The 22,462-nt window shown below is 49.6% G+C and carries 14 protein-coding genes; 8 read left to right on the top strand and 6 right to left on the bottom strand.

The window, feature by feature from the left end; genetic code table 11:
- Nucleotides 1–490 precede the first annotated feature (490 nt).
- From nrdI to nrdF, 3 genes are read left to right on the top strand one after another with little or no spacing between them, the layout of a single operon-like run.
- Nucleotides 491–850 carry a class Ib ribonucleoside-diphosphate reductase assembly flavoprotein NrdI gene (gene nrdI / locus ABE504_RS03420; RefSeq protein ID WP_126143671.1) on the top strand — a complete coding sequence of 120 codons (360 nt, stop codon included), beginning with the start codon at nt 491–493 and terminating at the stop codon, nt 848–850.
- Entirely contained in the window at nt 837–2,921 is a 2,085-nt protein-coding gene (nrdE, locus tag ABE504_RS03425; RefSeq protein WP_430084476.1) for a class 1b ribonucleoside-diphosphate reductase subunit alpha, read from the top strand. The genes nrdI and nrdE overlap by 14 nt, the downstream gene beginning before the upstream one ends.
- A 21-nt stretch (nt 2,922–2,942) precedes the next feature.
- Nucleotides 2,943–3,929, top strand: a complete 987-nt coding sequence (gene nrdF / locus ABE504_RS03430; protein ID WP_430084479.1) for a class 1b ribonucleoside-diphosphate reductase subunit beta — start codon at nt 2,943–2,945, stop codon at nt 3,927–3,929.
- Nucleotides 3,930–3,980: 51 nt separating this feature from the next.
- Here nrdF and ABE504_RS03435 read toward each other — a convergent pair whose 3' ends face one another.
- Nucleotides 3,981–4,481, bottom strand: a complete 501-nt coding sequence (locus ABE504_RS03435; RefSeq protein ID WP_430084481.1) for a CBO0543 family protein — start codon at nt 4,479–4,481, stop codon at nt 3,981–3,983.
- A gap of 155 nt (nt 4,482–4,636) precedes the next feature.
- Nucleotides 4,637–7,009: a helix-turn-helix transcriptional regulator gene (locus ABE504_RS03440; protein ID WP_430084484.1), complete on the bottom strand. Its 2,373-nt coding sequence runs from the start codon at nt 7,007–7,009 to the stop codon at nt 4,637–4,639.
- A 265-nt stretch (nt 7,010–7,274) separates the two neighbouring features.
- Here ABE504_RS03440 and ABE504_RS03445 point away from each other — a divergent pair, with 265 nt between their 5' ends.
- From ABE504_RS03445 to ABE504_RS03465, 5 genes are all read left to right on the top strand, one after another.
- A complete protein-coding gene (locus tag ABE504_RS03445) occupies nt 7,275–8,240 on the top strand; it encodes an ABC transporter permease (RefSeq protein WP_430084487.1) in 966 nt (321 codons plus the stop codon).
- Between the two features lie 33 nt (nt 8,241–8,273).
- A complete protein-coding gene (locus ABE504_RS03450) occupies nt 8,274–9,143 on the top strand; it encodes a carbohydrate ABC transporter permease (RefSeq protein ID WP_430084490.1) in 870 nt (289 codons plus the stop codon).
- A 53-nt stretch (nt 9,144–9,196) separates the two neighbouring features.
- Nucleotides 9,197–10,774: an extracellular solute-binding protein gene (locus ABE504_RS03455; protein WP_430084493.1), complete on the top strand. Its 1,578-nt coding sequence runs from the start codon at nt 9,197–9,199 to the stop codon at nt 10,772–10,774.
- 129 nt (nt 10,775–10,903) lie between these two features.
- A complete protein-coding gene (locus ABE504_RS03460) occupies nt 10,904–15,913 on the top strand; it encodes a sugar-binding protein (RefSeq protein ID WP_430084496.1) in 5,010 nt (1,669 codons plus the stop codon).
- A gap of 163 nt (nt 15,914–16,076) precedes the next feature.
- Nucleotides 16,077–17,828: a choice-of-anchor Q domain-containing protein gene (locus tag ABE504_RS03465; RefSeq protein ID WP_430084499.1), complete on the top strand. Its 1,752-nt coding sequence runs from the start codon at nt 16,077–16,079 to the stop codon at nt 17,826–17,828.
- 51 nt (nt 17,829–17,879) lie between these two features.
- Here ABE504_RS03465 and ABE504_RS03470 read toward each other — a convergent pair whose 3' ends face one another.
- The 4 genes from ABE504_RS03470 to ABE504_RS03485 all read right to left on the bottom strand — a co-directional run bounded on the left by ABE504_RS03470 (nt 17,880) and on the right by ABE504_RS03485 (nt 22,379).
- A complete protein-coding gene (locus ABE504_RS03470) occupies nt 17,880–19,823 on the bottom strand; it encodes an FtsX-like permease family protein (protein ID WP_430084502.1) in 1,944 nt (647 codons plus the stop codon).
- Complete coding sequence (locus ABE504_RS03475) at nt 19,813–20,574, bottom strand: ABC transporter ATP-binding protein (protein ID WP_430084505.1); 762 nt, start codon at nt 20,572–20,574, stop codon at nt 19,813–19,815. The genes ABE504_RS03470 and ABE504_RS03475 overlap by 11 nt, the downstream gene beginning before the upstream one ends.
- Nucleotides 20,575–20,676: 102 nt before the next feature.
- On the bottom strand, nt 20,677–21,687 hold the full coding sequence (locus tag ABE504_RS03480) for a sensor histidine kinase (protein ID WP_430084508.1): 1,011 nt from the start codon (nt 21,685–21,687) through the stop codon (nt 20,677–20,679).
- A complete protein-coding gene (locus tag ABE504_RS03485; RefSeq protein ID WP_430084511.1) occupies nt 21,684–22,379 on the bottom strand; it encodes a response regulator in 696 nt (231 codons plus the stop codon). Before ABE504_RS03485 ends, ABE504_RS03480 begins: the two co-directional genes overlap by 4 nt.
- Nucleotides 22,380–22,462 lie beyond the last annotated feature (83 nt).

Raw genomic sequence — 22,462 nt, forward strand, 5'->3', positions numbered from 1 at the left:
GGCTTGTAGAGGGGTTAGAAGAGGTCCAAATGATAGACGCCGCCCCCCTAGATATTGTGGTAGGACGTCCGGATTATGTATTCGACATTTCGAAAAAATCAAGTGTTTTTCGAAAATAAATTTTTAAAAGCCGAGAGGCCACGCCCTGCCTGAGATTCGATGATTTGAGGGGGGATTTGGGACTTTTAGATCGTTGACAAACACTATATCTTGATATAAATTTGAATCTATCAACTAGATGTCGTGCAAATGAGCGGATTCCGAACATCGGAGCTAAAGCCGAAGAAAGTGCTGAAAAGCCGATAATATCGCTGTTTTCCTCTTTTTTTTGCCCGAATTCGGGATACCGATCGGTATCCGATTTTGTCGAAACGCTAGTCTCCGGACGAGGGATCTGACAACATCTTGAACGGTTGAACACTACATATTGGGTTTCTACATTAGAACCGGATGCAACGCGAATTAAGAGAGACAGGAGCTCGATCCTACTATGCTGATAGCCTATGATTCCAAGACTGGCAATGTTCGTCGTTTTATTGCGAAGACCGCTTTGCCTGCCGTGCAAATTGAGGAAGCGATGACAATGGAAGAGCCATTCGTACTCGTTACCTATACAACCGGATTTGGTCAAGTGCCTGAGAAGGTGGCTACATTTCTTGCGAACAACGGTGAAAGGCTGATTGGCGTCGCGGCAAGCGGCAACCGGAACTGGGGCGACGGCTTCGCGAAGAGCGCAGATACGATCGCACAGCTGTACGATGTGCCTGTCCTAACGAAATTCGAATTATCCGGCACCAAAAAAGATGTAGAACGATTTGTTCAGGGGGTACAAGCAATTGCGGCACATTGAACTCAACAACCTATTAATGCAGCGCGGTAGCGACGGATTTTTTCAATTGGAGAAGGACAAGGAAGCTGTACAGGTCTACATGCAGGAAGTGCTGAGCAAAAGCTTGACATTCCCCGATACAACCTCGAAAGTGCGCTACATGATCGAGAACAACTATTACGAGAACGTCTACGAGCAATACACGGAAGAGGAAGTCAACTCCGTCTTCCAAGTGGCCCACGACAATCAATTCGAATTCGCTTCCTACATGGCGGTTTCGAAATTTTATACGGATTACGCGCTTCGCAGCGACGATAAATCGCTTTATCTTGAGCATTTTCCGGATCGCGTGGCGATCGTTGCGCTGAGCCTCGGACGCGGCAATGCCGAAACGGCGCGAACGCTGGCGCTTTCGATGATGGAGCAGCGCCTCCAGCCGGCGACACCGACGTTCCTGAACGCGGGCAAGAGCCGTCGCGGCGAGATGGTGTCCTGTTTCCTTCTGGAGATGGACGATTCGCTCAACTCCATTAACTACGTGCTAGCGACGTGCATGCAGCTTTCCAAAATTGGCGGCGGCGTTGCCGTCAATCTGTCCAAGCTTCGCGGACGCGGCGAGTCGATCAAAGGCGTGGAGCGCGCGGCGAAAGGCATTATGCCGGTGCTCAAGCTGATGGAGGACGCGTTTTCCTACGCGGATCAAATGGGGCAGCGCAAAGGCTCCGGCGCGGCGTACTACAACATTTTCGGCTGGGACGTGATGGAGTTCCTGGACAGCAAAAAAATCAACGCGGACGAGAAATCCCGCTTGAAGACGTTGTCGATCGGCCTGATCGTGCCGAACAAGTTCTATAAGCTGGCGGAGGAGAACAAGCCGCTTCATATTTTTGCGCCTTACACGGTGCTGCAAGCGTATGGCAAGCATTTGGACGATCTCGATCTCGACGAGATGTACGATGAGCTTTTGGCGAATCCGAAGGTGAAGAAGAAAGTCGTGATGAGCGCGCGCGACATGCTCGTGAAAATTGCGACGACGCAGCTCGAGTCCGGCTACCCGTACATCATGAACCGCTCGAATGCGAACAAGGATCACGCGCTGAAGGAGCTCGGATCCATTAAGATGTCCAACCTGTGCACGGAAATTTTCCAACTGCAGGAGACGTCGGAGATTAATGATTACGGCATGGAGGACATCATCCGCAAGGATATTTCGTGCAACCTGGCTTCGATGAACATCGCGAATGTGATGGATCGCAAAAAGCTGCGCGAAACGGTCCACGAAGGCATGATCGCTCTTACGTCCGTGACGGATATGACGACGATCTCGAATGCGCCGGGCGTCGCGAAAGCGAACAAGGAGCTGCATTCGGTCGGTCTGGGCGTGATGAACCTGCACGGCTATCTGTCCAAAAGTAAAATCGCCTACGAAAGCGAAGAGGCGAAAGATTTTGCTCGTGCGTTCTTCGCTGCGATGAACTTTTATTCCATTGAGAAAAGTATGGAGATTGCAAAGGCGACCGGCCAAACGTTCGAGGGCTTCGAGCAATCCGAATATGCGAATGGTGCCTACTTCACGCGTTACGTGGAAACGGACTACCGTCCTCAGACGGACAAAGTGAAAGCTTTGTTTGATGGCATGCCGGTTCCGTCACCAGAAGACTGGGCGGCGCTGCGCGAGCAAGTGAAAGCGAATGGTCTGTACCATGCGTACCGTCTGGCGATCGCTCCGACGCAAAGCATTTCGTACATTCAGAATGCGACTTCCAGCGTCATGCCGATCGTAGAGCAAATCGAAACGCGTACCTATGCGAATTCGACGACGTACTATCCGATGCCGTTCATGTCGCGTGATAACTATTTTTACTATAAATCGGCTTACCAGATGGATCAGTTTAAAATTCTCGATCTAATCGCGGAAATTCAGCCGCATATCGATCAAGGGATTTCCACGATTCTGCACGTGAACAGCGATGTGACGACGAGACAGCTCGCCAGAATGTACTTGTACGCGGCGCATAAAGGGCTTAAATCGCTCTACTATACACGAACCAATCAGCTCTCGGTCGAGGAATGCGTCAGCTGCGCGATCTAATTCGGAAGGGGAACCCGAAACATGTCTTTTACACCTACCATTAGCAAACCAATCGTCAGAAAAGCGGTGAACTGGAACCGGCCGGATGACGATTTTACGATAACGTTCTGGAATCAAAACATTATGCAGTTCTGGACGGACGAAGAAATTCCGCTTTCCGACGATAAAATGTCCTGGATTACGTTGAGCGCAGAGGAACGCGAACTGTACATGAAGGTGCTGGGCGGTTTGACGCTGCTCGATACGATGCAAGGCGGCGTCGGCATGCCGAAAATTCTGGAGCACGTCGACGGCTTGCAGCGCAAAGCGGTGCTCAGCTTCATGGGCATGATGGAGCAAATTCATGCGAAGTCGTACAGCTCGATTTTCACGACGCTGTCGACGACGGAAGAGATCAACGAGCTGTTCCAGTGGGTGGAGCGCAACCCGCACCTGCAATTCAAAGCGACGAAAATTTCGCATTACTACGAAAATATTTCGACATATAAAGATTTGTACCTCGCGATGGCGGCGTCGGTGCTGCTGGAGAGCTACCTGTTCTACAGCGGCTTCTACTATCCGCTCTACCTCGCGGGCCAAGGCAAAATGACGAGCAGCGGCGAAATCATCGATTTGATTTTGCGGGATGAGAGCATTCACGGGCTGTATGTTGGTGTATTGGCGCAAGAAGTATACGCCGAGCTGAGCTCTGTGGAGCAGGATGAAGCGTACGCGACACTGTGCGCAATGCTCAAGGAGCTGCACGCGAACGAAGAGCAGTATACGGACAGCCTGTACGGGCCGCTCGGTCTCGCGGACGACGTGAAGGCGTTCCTTCGCTATAACGCGAACAAGGCGTTCATGAACCTGGGCGTGGAACCGATGTTCGAGGAAGAGGAGATCAATCCGATCGTATTGAACGGGCTCAGCACGAAGACGAAGCAGCATGACTTTTTCTCCAAAAAAGGAAATGGGTATGTGCGCACGATTCACGTTGAGGCGCTGACGGATGATGATTTTGTGTTTTAATGTATTCAGCTGTTGATAAGCTGCTGTCCCTTGATGGGGCGGCGGCTTTTTTCATTGAACTGGCACATGATAAAAGTAAATGTAAGCAAATGTAAAAGGAATGGTTAACCCATAAGCAAGCAGCGGTTTCGCGGCATGCAGCTTTAGCATGGGGAACATCACCAGGCAGAAGATGGTTGAATCGAAGATCGTCCAGCCGTTGGAGTAGCGGAAAGTTCCGGTCAGGTATAGGACCCACTCATTGACAATAAAGAGGACGATCCAGAAGAGCGTCCAGAGGGAGCCTTTTTTCAAGCTCTTGGGGAAGCGTCCAAGGAACATCAGCATCGCGCTCGCGAATACTGTGAACTCCCCCAGTATGGCCAGCAGCTCTGTCTTAAAGGGAGCTTGGGGCATTAGCGACCAGAGCCTGTGATCGCATGTGATGTAATAATATAAGATATCTAATAAGATCATGTAGAGGATCGTGCTTTCATATTTTCTCCAGTGACGCCAATCGCCCCATAACCAACCGGCCAGCAACCAGCCGCTAACGCCAATAACCTCGAACATGGCTTCCTCCTTTAAACGCGATATTCAAAATATACCCAATTAAAGTTGTTGTATGCAGTGGTCATTATGGTCTTGCCGTCTCTTGCGAAAACAAAAAGAGCCTGCATCCGGAGATGCACGGCTAACGTTATTTCAAAGGGGACTACTCCCGCCCGTTATAATTGATTTTCCCTGAACTGCGAAGGCGTAACGCCTTCAAACTTCTTAAATACCCGGTTATACCAGGAATGCTGGTAGCCAACTTTCTCCGCAATTTCGTTGATTTTCAGGGTCGTCTCCAAAAGCAGTTTCTTGGAAACCTCAATACGTACTTGGGTGACATAATCCACGTAATTCATTCCCTTGATTTGCTTAAATGCTTTGCTGAGCGAGGAGGCATTGACGCCGAGCAGGTCGGCGCACTCCTCCAGGGACAAATCGGTCATATATTTTTCTTCGATGACGTGAATGACTCTCTCTACCGTTCTCGTCATCTGGGAGTGATAGGTTTGATTCATCTCTCTGACGTAAGGTGTTACGATCATCGTCGTGAGCCATTTTAGGATTTCATCCGTCTGTCTGAGCTGCCTGAGTTCCTCATACAAATCCCTGCCTTCATGGAAGGAATAGACTTGGAAGCCCGCTTGGAGCAGGGCGTTATTCAGATTGCCGATCAACTGAGACATGGCTTGTTGCACAGATAATTCCACGGTAACGCTTTTCTCCAACTCTTTCACGAAATCCGCTGAACGGAGCAGCGCTTCTTCCTCTTGCCCAAGCCGGATTGCATGAATTAATTCTTTCTCCATCTCAAATGGGTAGCGGAAGGTATAATCTCCAGTAACAAGCACGGTATCCATATCAATGACTTGGTTCGTTTCCATCAGCTTTCTAAAACGGAGCGTATGGCTGGCTTCCTCAAACAGATGGGGGATACGGCCAAGTTCTGTGGAGATTTGCCCCATGCAGACCGTAACCTGGAGCTTGAGAATATGGTTCAAGGTAGAAATAATGTCCTCAGACAACTGCGTCAATTCTTTCTTCACTGCCGAGCTGGATAGGTCCGATGGCAGACCGATCATGATGCCTACGGATAAGTCTTGAAGGTTAATGACATAGGATTGCGACAACCGCAAGCGTGTTAACTCGTCGATAATATTCGCGGCTGCGAAGGTGACGAGCTGTTCGTCTTCCTCCTTAAATTTACCATCTGTGTTGGAGAGCCCGGTCAGCTGTGCAACGAGTACCGTATACTGTTTATCCTGCGTCTCCCAGCCGTAGTAGGCGATCTTGGTTCTTAATTCCTCTTCGACCATATAAGATAACCGGCCTTGAACGAGCTGTAAAATGAAGCTTTCCCGCAGGGTTGGCAGTTGTTCCTCTACCCGTGTTTGCAGTATGCGGCTCTCCCTGGAGAGATTATTCCATTCCTTCTCAATGAGCTTGAGTTCATCGCCATCCTTCAAGCCACGACTCGTTCCCCCTTTAAAAATAGCGCCGGTCAGACGGCTTATCGGCTGATACAATCTGTGAGAAGCCAGCCAGGATAAGACAATTGCGGTTGCATAACCAATGCCGCTGATCCAGAGGATGAGCCGGGACATCACGACGACAGGTTCCGAAACTTTGGAAATATCGGAGGCCGTCGAGAAGATCCATTCCGTGCCCAATCTGGAGAAGGTATGGTACGAGACGGAATATTTGGTGTTCGGATATGCAGCCAAAAAAGTGCCTTGCGCTTGTTTTGACCAGTGTTCCATCACATCTGTGCGCAGTTGGTTCGTCACAAGTGCATGTTTATCAAGCGCTTGATCGCCAGTAAGCAACCGGTCACCTTGATTGTCCAGCAGCATGGAAATGCTTTCATCTGCAAAATCACGGAAGTAGGAACTGAGCTTGGACGTATTCAGCCGTACGATAATTGCGCCATAGCGGTCGTCGCTGTCGCGGGGAAGCTTGTGCACTAAGCTGTACTTGAAGTCCGTTTGGACGGAGGGGTTATCGGGTTGGCTGCCTGGCAAGGGAAGAGATCGCGTCCAGAACATCGTTTTATTCCCATCGACCAGCTTTCCAAATTCACGATGAAATGCTTGTTCCGATTCAGGAATGACATTCACGCCGCGGGTGCTGCTAATCATGGTAGCGTTGCTGTCGATATAGAGATAAACCTCATCGATGAGCGGATTGGTTTGCTGCATAACGAACAAAGTTTGCAGAAGTTCCCTGGTAAATACATAATTGTCTGGGAAATCCATTGTTTTAAGCTTGTCACCGAACATTGGGTTGAAGGACCATTGGGACAGACTGACTTCCATGCGGGAAAGTTCTTCATCCAGCTGCTGAGTCACTTGATTCAGCAAAAGCTGATGGGTCTTGTTCACTTCTGTTTCAACACGGTTCACACCGATGAAGTAAAGACTGATGCCTATGAAGGTGGTAGGCAAGCAAGTGATGAGCAGCACAATCACCAGGCTCTTTCGAAAGTAGGAGGAGCGTATGTGATAGTTCCTGGCTTTGCTGCTTAACCTGGCGGCGATACGTTGGAGCATATTCACACCTTCCTTATATCGTTGAAAATATCCTGATCTCAATAAGACTATATACGCCTTGAGCATTTCCTGCAATTGGACAAGTCGGAACGAAGGCTTTCCTGAGCTAGGATTTTTTTGACCTGGAAGAAAGCAAGGTGAAAAAGACGCGATCCACAAGGAAACAAGCGCAGCAATTAACACTTATTGCAGGAAAGGAAAGTGAAATGTATTGTCAAGGCATAGACAGATGCAACACAGTATCGGATGAAGGAGATGCTTGGAATTGAATACGGCAAGTGATCACGTGTTGTCAACGAAGCTTCTGGTGAAACCGCGTCCTCGGAGCAAGAAGGTCTGGAGTCGCCTCAAAAGGGATAAGTACCTTTATTTACTCGGCCTGCCCGGCCTGCTTTGCTTAATTATTTTCAAATACTTCCCCATGTGGGGGACGCTGATTGCCTTCAAGGAGTATTCGCCATTTCTTGGTTTCATGAAAAGCGAATGGATCGGATTCGAAAATTTCCAACGATTTTTCAGTAATCCGGATTTTTTCCTATTAATGAGGAATACGATCGCGATTAATTTGTTGGGCTTGATTTTTTATTTTCCGGCACCGATTCTGCTGTCCTTGATGATGAATGAACTGCGCAGCGAAGGATTCAAGCGGATCATTCAATCCATCGTCTATCTGCCGCACTTTCTGTCCTGGGTCATCATTGCTAGCCTCACGTTTACAATGCTGGCTACCGGAGAAGGTCTTATCAATCATATTTTAATCGCAATGGGCTTCTCAAGGGTGGAGTGGCTGACAACGCCGGAATTTTTCTGGGGGCTGCTGACAGGCCAGAGTATTTGGAAGGAAGCGGGCTGGGGCACAGTCATCTTCTTGGCAGCGATGGCCAATGTCGATCCGCAATTATATGAAGCTGCGCGCATGGATGGGGCAAGCCGAATGCGGCAGATGTGGCATATTACGATTCCTGCCATTCAGAATGTCATTATTATCCTGCTGATTCTAAGACTCGGCAGTATCATGGATGTCGGTTTTGAGCATGTGTTCCTCATGCAGAACGCAGCTGTATCCAATGTATCTGACGTATTCGACACGTATATTTATCGGGTTGGGGTGCAGGGGGCGCAGTTCAGCTATACGACGGCAGTTGGGTTATTTAAATCTGTCATCGGTCTCATCATGGTCATTTCGGCTAACAAAATGGTGAAGAAGTTCGGGGGAGAAGGTTTCTATTAAACTTTCTAATCAGACATACAAGGAGTGTCAGCAATGCGAGAGTCGCTGGGCGAGAAAATATTTTCGAGAGTGAATATAGTTCTATTGGCTTTGATAGGGATTTTTTCATTGTTCCCCTTTTATTATGTTGTCATCATCTCGTTCGCAAGTCCGGATGAGTTTCTGAAGAACAGCTTCATTCTATATCCTAAAACTTGGTCGCTTGATGCGTACAGGTATATCCTGTCCACGAATACCTTCGTTAAAGCAGCAGGAGTCAGCACCTATTTGGCGGTTGTTGGAACCCTATTAAGTCTGATCGTTTCAGCCGCCTTCGGTTACATGCTCTCCCGTAAACGGTTATTTGGACGCAAGGTGCTGATGATGGCGCTGATGATTACCATTTTGTTCAACCCGGGAATTATTCCGAATTATTTGGTGGTTAAACAGCTTCACTTAATGAACACGCTGTGGTCGATCATATTGCCGGGCTTGCTTAGCGGTTGGAATGCGTTGCTGCTGAAGACGTTCTTCGACGGTATTCCCGATAGCCTTGAGGAATCTGCTTATATCGATGGCGCCAATGATTTGAAAATATTTTTCCGTATCATTCTTCCACTGTCACTGCCGGCACTGGCTGCATTTGGTCTGTTCTTTGCCGTGGGATACTGGAATACGTTCTTCAACGCGATTCTGTATCTTTCGGATCCCGACAAGCGGCCGCTCCAAGTACTGCTTCAAGGCATGCTGGTGCAGTCCAACACAGGGATCGGGGAGGCCGCCGGCGCAGGTGAGCAGGTTGTTCCCCCTGAGACGATTAAAATGACGGCTGTCGTCATTGCAACGATACCTATTCTCGTGGTGTATCCATTCCTGCAGAAGCATTTTGCCAAGGGTGTCATGCTTGGTTCTGTTAAGGGATGATCACATAGATGACAATGTTGAAATGGAGAAACGAAAGGGAGGCAGTAAAAAAAATGAAGAAAAAATCTCTTATCCTGTTGCTCACCGCATCCGTAGCGTTAACGGGCGCGCTTGCCGCTTGTTCCAATGGCAATGAGGGGGCATCCGGAGCATCCGGAGCATCGGAGACAGCATCAGCCGCACCGAAGAAAGAAGCGGCTACAGAAATCAACATCACAACGATTAACTACAACGCAGAAGCGCCTGTTAACGACAATCCGATTGAGCTAGAGATGGAGAAGCGCACGAATACCAAGCTTAACATTACGTATTTGCCTTCTAATAACTACGGGGACAGATTCAATGTCATGCTGGCATCGGGCGAAATCCCGGATGTGCTCTTAATCACGTATATTTATGCGTCGGAAGTAACCCGGGCTATCAAAGAGGGTGCGTTCTGGGACTTGACGCCATACTTGAAGGATTACCCGAATCTCCAAAAAACGTATCCGAAAGAAAGCTTTGAGAATACAAAAGTGAATGGTAAAGTCTACGGCTTGCCTCGTCCTCGTCCTTTGGTTGGCGGCGCAGCCTTCCCTGCGCTCCGTCAGGATTGGCTGGATAAGTTGGGCCTCAAAATGCCGCAAACGATGGATGAATTATATACCGTGCTTAAAGCTTTCACCGAACAAGATCCAGATGGCAACGGCAAGAAAGATACGTATGGTTTTACCGGAGCTGTAGCCGACGGCTATATGGATTCGCTTAGCTTTGTGGAGAACGTCTTCCAAGGCTTTGACAATTACTACTTGAGCCAGGACGGCAAACCGACGATCAATCGAGATCTGGAGCCTGCCGAGCGGGATGCAATTCTATGGCTTCAGCGGGCTTACAAAGAGGGCGTATTGGCTCCTGACTTCGGAATAATGAAGGGTACCCAGGTCATCGATATGATGAAACAAGGGAAAGTCGGGATGATTCCTACCGCGATGGATGCTTCGAAGATCGGGGACATGGTTGCGACGCTTCGAAAAACAAGTCCTAACGCCAACATTGTGCATGTGCCTACGCTGGTTTCGCCGTCTACCGGTAAACCCTATGCGACCAAAGAAATCGGGTCCTTCGGCAACTATTTGATTTCCAAAAAGGTGCCTGAGGAGAAGCTGAAGAAGATTCTGCAATTCTTTGATTACGGCGCAACGCCGGAAGGGATGGAGCTTGCCAATTTCGGCATCAAGGACGTCCATTTCACGGTAGGAGCGGATGGGCGGAAAGCAACCAATGACGAGTTCAAGAAAATTGCAGGCGCGTCTTTGAGCAATATCTGGACGAATGTCGATCCTTACAGCCGTCTTACCCAAGCGGCGCCTGACTATCCGAAAGAATATTTCGAGCGCGATAAGAAAGTGATCGACGAGCGTTTGAAGAATGGCGTATTCATTAACAACAGCGGTGTAAGCTCGGATACGGAAACCAAGTTCCAGAGCGAGATCGGGAAGAAGATACAAGACCTGAGAATTAAAGTCATCATGGGCAAAGAACCGATCGAGGCATGGGATAAATATGTAGCGCAAATGAAAGAGGATCCGAATATGAAGAAGATTCTTGCTGAAAGAGATGCCAGCTATAAGGCATTATTTGGCGGCAAGTAATCAGGACAACGGCATAGCTGGATGGTGGGCGTTTCCGCTCACTGTCCGATTTTTCCATATGCGATTGTAAGCGCTTCTAATTCAAGAGGCACTGCTCAACGACTAGCCAAAGAAAGGATTGAATAATGGATGAATGTTGTAAAAAAAGTGCACCTATGGTTGCTCATGCTTGCTCTTGTGGGCACGGCTGTAATGGCACCTGTCATTCCAGCGGTCAAAGCTTATGCCGCAGGAGAAACCAAATATGAAGCTGAGACGGCCGCAGCTGTCGATGCGAGCGTGCAGACGGTCACCGGTGCTGTGTATTCGGGAACGGGCTACCGAGATTTGGGCAGCAAGGCAAATGGCGCCAGTGTGACGTGGACGACCGTTCAAGCAGCCACTTACGGGAATTATATTCTTACTGTGAAATACAGCAATACGGATGCGGATGCGAAACCGATTAACCTGATTGTCAACGGCCAGGAGGTTGCCAAGTTTGCCGGCAGCCCGACAGGACAAGGGCCGCTGCCGATCTGGGGCTCGCTTACGGCCGTCGTGATTTTGAATCAAGGCAACAATACGGTTAAAGTTACTTCCGAAAGTGCAGACGGCCCTTTGGTCGATGATCTTGAAGTGACGTCTTTCGCGACGATTATTGAAGCGGAGAATGGCGGCGGAGCCGCACATGTGGGTGCAAGCGTGGCAGCTAATGTGGGAACTGCGCCGGGCTTCTCCGGGTCTGGTTATGTGAGCTTGCAGCCAAGTCCAACGAGTTATTTGCTGTATACCAACGTGGTTGTTCCTCAAACAGGCCAGTATACGATTAAAGTCAGGTACAGCTTGCTAAGCGGCTCCCGTCCTTATGCGGTAACGGTCAATGGCACGAGAGTGCAGGACGCCAAAGGGGTATCCTCTGGTTCATGGGCGAACTGGTCCTATGAGGAACTAACGGGGATCACCTTCAACGCAGGGGTGAATACGCTGAAGATTGAACGAATCGGTGCAAATGCGACACCGGTGATCGACAGATTTGAAATTGTCTCCGAGGCCCCTATGGAATTGGGCGATCAAACGTTTCGGACGACTACCTTTGAGACATCCGATGTGGATCCTGTCATTGCCGGCACGGCAACGGGAGCGGCAACGAATTCGCCGCTGATTCTGGGCAGCGCCCTCAAAAGCACGGCGGCCAGCACGGTGAAACTCGTGCAGGAGGCGGGCTCCCGCTGGGCGGAAGTCACATCTCCGGCAGCCAAACAAGGCATTGTCGGCTTCCCTTTCCACGCCAGCTGGCTTGCGCCAGTGCCGATGAAGACCTATACGCTGGAATCCAGCTTTATGCTGAAGGATGATAAGGCGAACTATATTTTTAAATTGATCAGTGCAGCTGGACTGGAAAGCTCCGTATTTGTTTTCGGGATGGATAACCAGATCTATGCCCGTTCCGCCAATACACCTGTGGGAGCGTTGGCAGCCAGGGCGCCATGGAGCCTGAATACGGTGTATAAAGTGAAGCTTGTTTTCCATGTGGATACCAAAAGCTATGATATGTACGTGAATGATGTGAAGCTTGTAGACAGTGAGCCTTTGGAAAACAACGCCTACTTGGGCGGATTGAAAGGCTTTTATTTGGAAGCGAAGGATGGAGCGCGACAGGAGTCCAAAATACTCGTTGACGACATTCAGATGTCGGGATCGAGTGCAGCGGGGACAGCGCCAGTCGTTAATCCGAACCCGGGATCGATCTTCGACGAACAGCCGTACATCGGCAATCCCGTCGTTTATTATGTAAGCCCATCTGGTCTCGATACGAATGACGGTAAGTCCACAGCAACGCCATTCAAAACGATTACGAAAGCGGTAAGCGTAACGAATCCGGGAGATACCGTGAATCTCATGCCGGGCACGTATTCACCGACGAATGACGTGGGCGATTTCGTTCTTATTAACCGCTCCGGGGCAAAAGATGTGCATACGGGGGAATTGCATTACATTACGTATAAGGCTTATGACCCTGATAATAAACCGAAACTCCTTCTCCCTAACAATATTAAAGGCGTCTGGGATATGGTTGATGTCAGCGCCAACTACATTATCATCGATGGTCTTGAAGTCGAAGGCAACAACATGAATTTAACTGTGGCTGACGGAGAAGCGAATTATAACAGCAAGGTGGCTGGCGGATCGGATTGGTCCAATTATGCCAAAACGAATACGAACGGAATCAACGTCCAGGGTCACCATATCGTTGTCCGGAATAGCCATGTCCATCATTTGTCCGGCGGCGGGGTGAACGTTGGTGGAGCAGACTATATTACTGTTGAGAACAATGACATTCACTCCAACGCTTGGTTTACCTTCTATGGCACGAGCGGCATCAGCTTTTTAAACGATGTGGACGTCGATAACAACACGACCGATTACAAGATGATTGTGCGCAACAACCTTGTTTACGACAATGAGACGAAGGTTAAGTGGGAAAAAAACAAAGGGTATACCGATGGCAACGGCATTATTTTCGATGTAGACGAAACGTATAAAGGCAAGAAACTGGTGATGAACAACATCGTCTTCAACAATGGAGGCGGCGGCATTCATATCTACAGAAGTCATAATGTTCATGTGATCAACAATACGGTTTTTCATAACAGCAGAAGTCCTTATTTAAAATATCCGAACATGGATGTGCAATCCGGCGATAATGCGATCTTCCTGAACAATATCTCCGTCGCAAGAGATGAAGACGGGGAATACGCGAACCAAAGCAGCGGCTTCAATAACCTTTTTGCGAACAATTTATATAGCGGCTTAACCCGGTTCCTCGGAAAAAATGATCGGGTTGCCGATCCGAAGTTTGTCTCTGTCACAGGAGCTGTCTACGATTTCCATCTGCAGGCAGACTCGCCGGCGATAGATAATGGCACACGTACTTTATTGCAAGATATAGATTACGATGGTCAAGCGCGTCCTTATGCAGGAGCGGGATCCAATACAAGAGTAGATATCGGCGCTTACGAAACGGCAAGCAATAATCCGGCTTTCCTGGCCGACGACAGCGTACAATTCATAGAGCCGACACCGGATGTCTCGAAGTCAGCGACAGCGGCTAAGGGCACACCGGTCATTGATGGGCAAATCGAAGATGTTTGGTCCACAACCGAGGGCTTCCAGGCTCTGTATCTCAGCGATTATACGAGGCCGGCACCTTTAGCAACTGTGCGTCTGTTATGGGGCGAACATAATCTGTATGTGCTTGCGGAAGTCAAGGACGACAATTTGAACGCCACCGGCGGCAACTTATGGGAGCATGATTCCATGGAGTTTTTCGTAGATGAGAACGACGCCAAGACAACTTCCTTCCAGTCCGATGATCGGCATTATCGCGTCAATTATTTGAATTTGAAAAGCGGCGGCACCAACGTTACCCCTGACATCTTTACTTCAGCGACCAGCGTCGTTGATGGCGGTTATATTATTGAAGCTGCGCTTCCTTTGACAAGCATCACCGGTGCAGTTGGTTCCATCATTGGTTTCGATGCCGGTGCCAGCGACGACAGCAACTATGACGGCATTCGGGATAACGCTACGATGTGGAGCAATCGCAGGATTAATTCCAATGCTTCAACTCAGTGGTATGGCAATGTCACTTTCGTAGCGGCACCAACCATTGCGAGTTTGACACCGGTCACTGTGAATACGACCGTCGGTCATGCACCGACGCTGCCATCCGTCGTACAGGCAACATATACGAGCGGAGCTATTGCGAGCGCGGCTGTCGTGTGGGAAGCTATTGATTCCAGCCGGTATGCAAGTGCAGGAGAATTTACAGTCCATGGTACGGTGACAGGCACCGACATTCAAGCTGTTGCTCATGTTGTCGTTGCAACTGAGACACCGGGCGGAACGACGCCGGGAGGAACGACGCCGGGAGGAACGACATCGGGAGGAACGACATCCGGGGGAACGACATCCAGCGGAACGACACCTGTCATCGAAGGAGCTGTTCTTAAAGTAACCCCAACGATGGCAGGTACTGAGGCTACATCTGAGGTTACGATGGAGACGCTTCAGAAGCTGTTTGCGCAAACGCAAGCTAACGACGCAGGCGTCAAGCAATCCACGGTTAACGTGAAACCGGCAGAAGGCGCCAAAGCTTATGTGCAAGGACTTCCTGCGCAGCTGTTCGCAGCGGGCACAGGAACGAATAAGCTTGTGATTCAAACGGCTTTGGCAACTGTCACTGTACCGGACAATATGCTGAAGGGGAAAGATCTGGCAGGTGCTTCCAAGATTGAACTTCGCATTGCCCAAGCGGATACCTCCGGCTGGAAGCAGGAGTTGAAGGACAAGATCGGCAGCAAGCCCGTGCTTGACCTGGCCATGATGACGGACGGCAAGCGCATCGAATGGAAGAACAATCAAGCGCCCGTGACGGTTGCTATCCCTTATCAGCCAACAGCGGAAGAATTGAAAAAACCGGAGCATATCGCGATCTGGTATGTCGATGGGGCAGGCAAGATCATCAAGATACCTTCGGGCAAATACAATGCGGAAACGGGAACCATTACCTTCACCGCGACGCATTTCAGCCAGTATGCTGTTGGCTTCGAAGTGAAAAGCTTTAGCGATTTGGGCAATTTCGCTTGGGCCAAAGATGCCATCGAGGTACTTGTGTCCAAAGGAATCGTGAATGGGACGACGGAGTCCACCTATGCTCCGGGCGAACGCATTACAAGAGCGGATTTCCTCGCTCTCTTGGTTCGCACGCTGGGCCTAGAGAAAGACGTTCAATCCAATTTCGAAGATGTGAAAAGCACGGACTACTTCTTCACCGAGATTGGCATCGCCAAAGCACTCGGCATCACCGACGGAATCGGCGGCAATCAGTTCCAGCCGAAGCAACCGATTACGCGCCAGGATATGATGGTTCTGACGGCAAGAGCAATGAAGCTGGCAGGCAAGGCACTTCCAGCAGCCACAGCCCACAACTTCGCGGCATTCAGCGACAGAGGCAGTGTGTCGGACTACGCGGCAAGCAGCGTTGCGGCACTCGTGCAGGGAGGGCTTGTACAAGGCAGCGGCGCCATGCTGGCTCCTCAAGCGGCCGCTTCGCGAGCCGAAGTGGCGGTACTCATGTATCGCTTGTACAATCGATAGTTTTTCATAAAATGCAGCTGCGAGATTCGGGGAATAATCGAGGGATTATTCCCCATTTTTCTTACATACTTGGTTAAGGAGGTGGGGGTCTTCAAAAACATTGTCGTCGTAACGTTGTTGCAGGCGTTGCTAAAATGTGAATTTTACTAAGGAGGAATGATCGATGAGTTCAGAATTTGGCTTTACCAAGTCAACAAAGATCATAGGTATACTCGTATTTCTGCTGGCGCTCTGTTCCGGGTTTGTTGTTAGCAATCCGGTGTATGCTGCGGGGCAAACCTATTATGTCGACATCGATACCGGAGTGGATGCCAGCGGTTACGGAACCAGTCCCAGCACACCGTTCAAAAACATTCAATACGCCGCCAATTTAACGAATCCAGGCGATACCGTTTATGTGATGAACGGCACCTATTACAAGACGAGTGATCAAGCGGTTTTTCAAATTACACGATCCGGGAGTGCGACGGGGGGATATATCAATTATGTGGCATATCCGGGGCATCACCCCAAGCTCAAGGCGATCGATGCCTGGAATCATATTATTGTAAACGCTTCCTACATTAAAATTGAGGGGCTAGAGATCGAGGGCGATAACGCTAATCTGACTTTAAGCGATGGAGAGGCGCGATATAATCATTTTGTTCAAAATAATCCAACAGGCACCATCGACTGGAACTATGTTCGAAAAACGCAGACAAATGGCATCTATATCGCACCCGTGGGAGGCAGCACCTCATATCCTCATCACGTAATCATTAAGAATAATATTGTTCATGATGTGCCTGGAGGTGGAATCGGTGCGACGAGTGCTGATTATTTGACCTTTGAGAGTAATACGGTTTACAACAACGCCTGGTATACGTTCTATGGGAATAGCGGCATCTCCATCCTTACACCAAAGAATGCAGATTCGAATACGTCAACCTATCGAAATATCATCCGCAACAACCGGGTGTATAACAATAAAACACTGGTTAAATGGTGGAAAATACAAGACTATTCCGATGGCAATGGCATCATTATCGACAGCACCCAAAATGCGCCTGCTTACACAGGCAAGACACTGGTGACCAATAATCTCGTTTATTTGAACGGGGGCTCCGGTATTCATTCATTTAAAAGCGCAGATGTAGACATCATCAACAATACGGCCTACAACAATTCGTCCCAGTTGAATTACGGGGAAATATTTGCACAATCATCCAACAATGTGAATATTCTCAATAATATTATGGTGGCCAGAACGGGGAGAAATATCAACACGAATTACAGTAATACGAATGTGACTACGAATTATAATATCTACAGCAATGGCAATCCCGTTGTCAGTGGATCGTATGACATTTGGGGTGACCCGTTGTTCATGAACGCGGCCGGTGGCGATTTCCGGGTGAAGATTGGCTCTAACGCGATCGATACCGGAACATCCAGCTTGGCCCCCAGCACGGACTACGTATATAACACACGGCCCCGTGGAGCAGGTCCTGATCGCGGAGCATACGAAAGTCAGAATCTGATCGGCAACCCAAGCTTCGAATGGACGAACCTGGGCAGTTGGGCCAAGGAGCTCAACAGTGCGGGCATTACGGTTCAAAATACGGGGGCTTACTCGGGCACGTACAAGGCGGCGTTCAGCACAACAGCAGCAACCAAGCTTGCACAGACCGTGACTGCTGCCGCCACGAAAACCTACACCGTAACCGCCTACATCAATACGAACATCGCAAGCGATGTGAAGCTGGGGGCAGACGTCGCCGGCGTAAACAAGGGGCAAGTGACGGTAACGCCGAGCGGGTACAAAAAGGCAACCTTTACGATCAACGCAGCTGCCGGAGATGCCATCAAGGTGTGGATCAGCGCGCCTGCCAGCGCGGGGGGCTGGGTGGCCATTGACGATATTTCCGTCGAATAAATTGAAGGAGGGGATCCCCGATTGGGATCCCCTCCTTCAATTTTATGAAACCTACAAAGCGTCAGCAATCACCTTCCGGTAATGGCGTACCGACAAAATACCGAACACGGAGTACAGCGCCGTGTAGAGAATCATGACCACCAGCATCGGTGTCCAAAGCTCGGTTCCGAACAGGAACCATCCGGATTGAACCGCGAAATAGCTGTGAAACAGCCCAATGATCAAAGGAATGCCAAAATTGAATAATTGTTTAATTTTGATCCCGTTTAAGAGGTCGGTCTGCGTAAAACCAAGCTTTCGGAGCACGGTATACGTCGATTTCTCGTCTTCGCTTTCGTCCATCTGTTTAAAGTACAGAATGCAGCCGGACGTAATGAGGAAGGTCAGCCCCAGGAAGCCGACGATGAACATGAGCAAGCCCATGCGGTTTCTGGATTCCGCGGCCATATCCAGGCGGGAACCATAGCCGCTTCGATCTTTATCATAGAAGCTGTGGAACAATTGGTTCGCTTTCTCTAAGTTTTTCGCGTCTGCGACATCAATCCCGAGATAGACGGAGGCGTTCCGCTGAATGCTGGGATCGAGATTTTGCTTGAGAAGTTGGAACGTCGCATCGTCCACAATGGCAACGGGCAGGGAGCTGCTGGAAAAATGCCAGGAAACGAAAGCTTGTTTTTCGATGCCGATATAGGTTAATGGGACAGATGTGGTTGGTGTCAGAATTTGCGTGATGCCGCCTTTATGAAAGTTAACGAGGGCTAACATTTCGTCGCTGGCGCCAGTGAACAGGAGTTGATCCATGCCCACATCCGGCACTCCCGTCGAGGCATCGCTGATCACAGCCATTTGCCTTGGACCCGGCTCCGAAATCAAGCCGCCTTTGGCATCTAAGACTTGATCCAGATTCGCTTTCACCTGAATAACCTCGATCCGAGTGTCTTTATGCGGAATCCCGCCATCATCCAAGGCTTTCGTCAAAAGATCCGCGTCCTGCTGTTTGGTAAAAACAAAGTGTGCGGGCAGACTGTTTTTGGCCGTTTTATCAACGGAGTAGTACGTGATGTAGCTTAGAGAGAGCAGGCCGATGGCAAGCGCCGAGACGGTTGTGATGATGGTCAGGAGCAGCGCATTGGCTTTCATGCGAAACATGATTGAAGCCAGGGAAAGCACTTCGTGCACCCGCAGCAAGCCTTTTTTCCGCCGGCGGATGCCATTCAGAATCAAGCGCACGGAGCCTTTATAGAAGAGATAGGTGCCAATGATAACGGAAGCCAGGATCAGCAGCATGCTGGATAATAAAGCGGGTGCCGTCGTAATGCTGCCGGAGAACAGCCGCGAAGAGACGTAATATCCGAGCAGAATAAGGCTGATGCCGAGTACGCCCGTGACCGCTTCCGAAGTGGACATGGGCTTTACCTTTGCTTCGGTGGACGAAGAGACCCGGAATAGAGAAAGGATACTCTGCCGCTTGATAAACAAATAATTGACCAACAGAATGAAGAGATAGACTGCGCTAAAGACCACGATGGTCTGAACGAACGCTTGCAAAGAAAAATGCAGCGTCGCCATCGCTTTTACACCTGTAATTTGAAACAAAATCATCAGGATCAGCTTGGATACCGAGAACCCGATAAAGGCACCGACAATCAAGGAGCCGAAGTATAAAATAAAATTTTCAGTGCTTAAAATCCGAAAAATTTTCATTTTGGTCATGCCGATGAGCTGCAGCAGGCCGATTTCTTTGCTCCGTCTTTTGACGAATATATTATTGGCGTACAAGTTGAACACCGTGACAATGGCGATCAGCAGGACCGAAGCGGTTTTCATTGCGGCGGCGCCTTTAATCGTCCCTTTGGCAGCATCCAGCGCAGGGTCGTACTGCAGGGTGACAAACGCGAAATACAGCGCGACGCTGAACATTAAAGCGAACACATACAAATAATAGTGCTTGAGATTGGCTTTCAGATTTTGCAGAATCAGACGATTAATACTCAACCTGCACACCACCTAGCACACCTTGCGTTTTCATGATGCTTTGAAAGAACGCTTGTCTCGTTTCCTGGCCTTTATAAATCTGCGAGTAAATCTGGCCGTCCTTGATAAAAACTACGCGTGAGCTGTAGCTCGCGGCGACGGAATCATGCGTCACCATCACGATGCTGGCCTGCCGGCTTTGATTGAGCACGCTCAGCTTGTTCAGCATGTCGGAAGCCGATTTGGAATCGAGCGCCCCCGTAGGCTCATCGGCGAAAATAATATCAGGTTCGTGCACGAACGCCCTGGCTGCGGAAGTCCGCTGCTTTTGCCCGCCGGAAATTTCGTTGGGATACTTATCCTGAAGCTCCAGAATGCCGAGCTCGGAGGCGACGGATTGGAACTTGTGCTCGGCTTCTTTCCTAGACAAGTTCGTGATGGACAGCGGCAGCATAATGTTTTCTTTCACCGTCAGTGTGTCGAGCAGATTGTAGTCTTGGAAAATAAAGCCCAAATGCTGCTTCCGAAACTCGGCAAGCTGCTTTTCTTTCATGCCTGTCGTTTCTTTGCCATTGATCTGAATGGAGCCCTGGCTCACGCTGTCAATGGAGGAAAGCACGTTCAGCAGCGTCGTCTTCCCGGAACCGGAAGGGCCCATGATGCTGACGAATTCCCCTTTTTCAATGGCGAGGTCGAGCCCCTTAAGAACTTCTTGCTTGTTATGTTTATTGCCAAAGCTTTTATGAATTTTCACTGCGTTCAAGATGGACACGGTGTGGCACACTCCTTTCAAACGATAGCTTTATTATAAAAAGCTCCCCGTCATTTATCCTTCGATTGGCCGAACAAAGCAGAAAGGCATGTGACAACTTTGTCACACGCCTGTAAGTCGAACGAGTTCGTTGGGCTTCGGAAAATAGAGCGTAACGGTCGTGCCGCTCCCAACCTCCGACTGCACGGAGATCCGGATATGGAGCGAATGCGCGGCTTTCTGCGCGAGATATAAGCCCATGCCGGTCGCGGCGCTGTCCTGATGCCAAGTCGTCGAGGTGAAGCCTTTGTCGAAAATGCGGGGCAAATCCTTCGGGTCGATGCCGCGGCCGAAATCGGCGACTTCGAAGACGACGCGCTCGTCTTGACTGAAGCTCCTCACAATAATGTCGGGCGCTTCCTTATCACTGTATTTCACCGCGTTCGTCAGAATCTGGCGAACGATAAAAGCAAGCCATTTCGCATCGCTCAGCGCCTCCGCGGCGTCCAGCTGGACGTCGAAGCCGATCCCCTTTTGCATGCACCACGATTGCAGCGATTTGATTTCCATGTAGAGAAGAGGCTCCAGGTCCACGTTCTCGATGAAGATGTCATTTTCAATCGAAGGCAGGCGCTGTTGATGAAGCTGCTGATCCAGCAGATGGTGAATGCGCAGCCACTCGAAGGTGAGCGATGCTTTGAGCGCCTCGTCGCCCAGCCGTCCGATCATGAGATGCATGGCGGTGAGCGGTGTTTTGACCTCGTGAATCCAGGAAAGAAGCTCGTCCTTTTCCTGCTCCAGGGCGATTTGCTGCTGGGAGGCGAGCTGCCTCAGCCGGTTCGTCTGGTCGGTGAGCGCCTGTTCAATGGTCCGTTCGAAAGGGCTGGAAGCCTCGCCGATGCCGGACACGTCCAAACTATTTTCCCAATCCTGCAGCCGTTTGATGAACGAAGTTTCCTTCTTATAGCGCCAAGTCAGGAAGATGACAAAGAGCAGCGTCGTCAGAAAGACGATATAGAGCAGCGGTTCAAATGGAATGGCGTAATCGAGATAGGCAATCAAGAGAACAAGAACCTGAGCGACGGCGAACATGAGCAGCCAGCTCAGGCGTTCGATAAGATACGCTCGGATCATAAGGCGGGGTACTCCTCCAACGCGACGTAGCCTTGCCCGACCTTAGTTTCAATGAAGCGCCCTAGATCCAGCTCGTCCAACTTCTTGCGCAGCCGATTTACGTTCACGGTAAGTGTGTTGTCGCTGACGAACCGCTGGTCGTTCCACAAGCTGTTGATGATCGCTTCGCGGGAGACAATCGTGTTCTTTTGCTCGATCAGCAGCTTTAGAATATAGATTTCATTCTTCGTCAATTCGATTGAGCCGCCAGGCGTCGACACATGGTTCTTCTCAAAATCGATCGTAGCGCCGCACCATGTTTTGAGACTCGTGGCCTGCTCGGTATTGTAGTTATAAACCCGTCTGAGTATGGCATGAATCTTCGCAATAAGCACGTCAAAATGAAACGGCTTCTGGATGAAATCATCGGCGCCAAGCTGCATGGACATGACCATATCGGTCGGATGATCGCGCGAAGAGAGAAACACAATCGGCACGTTCGAGTGTGAACGAATCAGCCGGCACCAATGAAAGCCATCAAACTTCGGCAGTTGAATGTCGATGATGACTAAATCGGGCTTGAGACCGATAAATTCTTCGAGCACTCTGTTAAAATCAAAGATGCCGTGAACTTCGTACGACCATTTGGCAAGCCGTTCTTTGATTTCGGTGAACAAGGTCGCGTCATCTTCAATGAGTAAAAGCTTAAACAAGAATCATCACCTGCATCCGCATCGTTTCTTGCAATGTCATTTTCATTGTAATGGAAAGCGGAGGGAAGTGCTACCTCATTTAC

Source organism: Paenibacillus oryzisoli (assembly GCF_050467285.1).
GTDB classification, from domain to species: domain Bacteria; phylum Bacillota; class Bacilli; order Paenibacillales; family NBRC-103111; genus Paenibacillus_E; species Paenibacillus_E oryzisoli_A.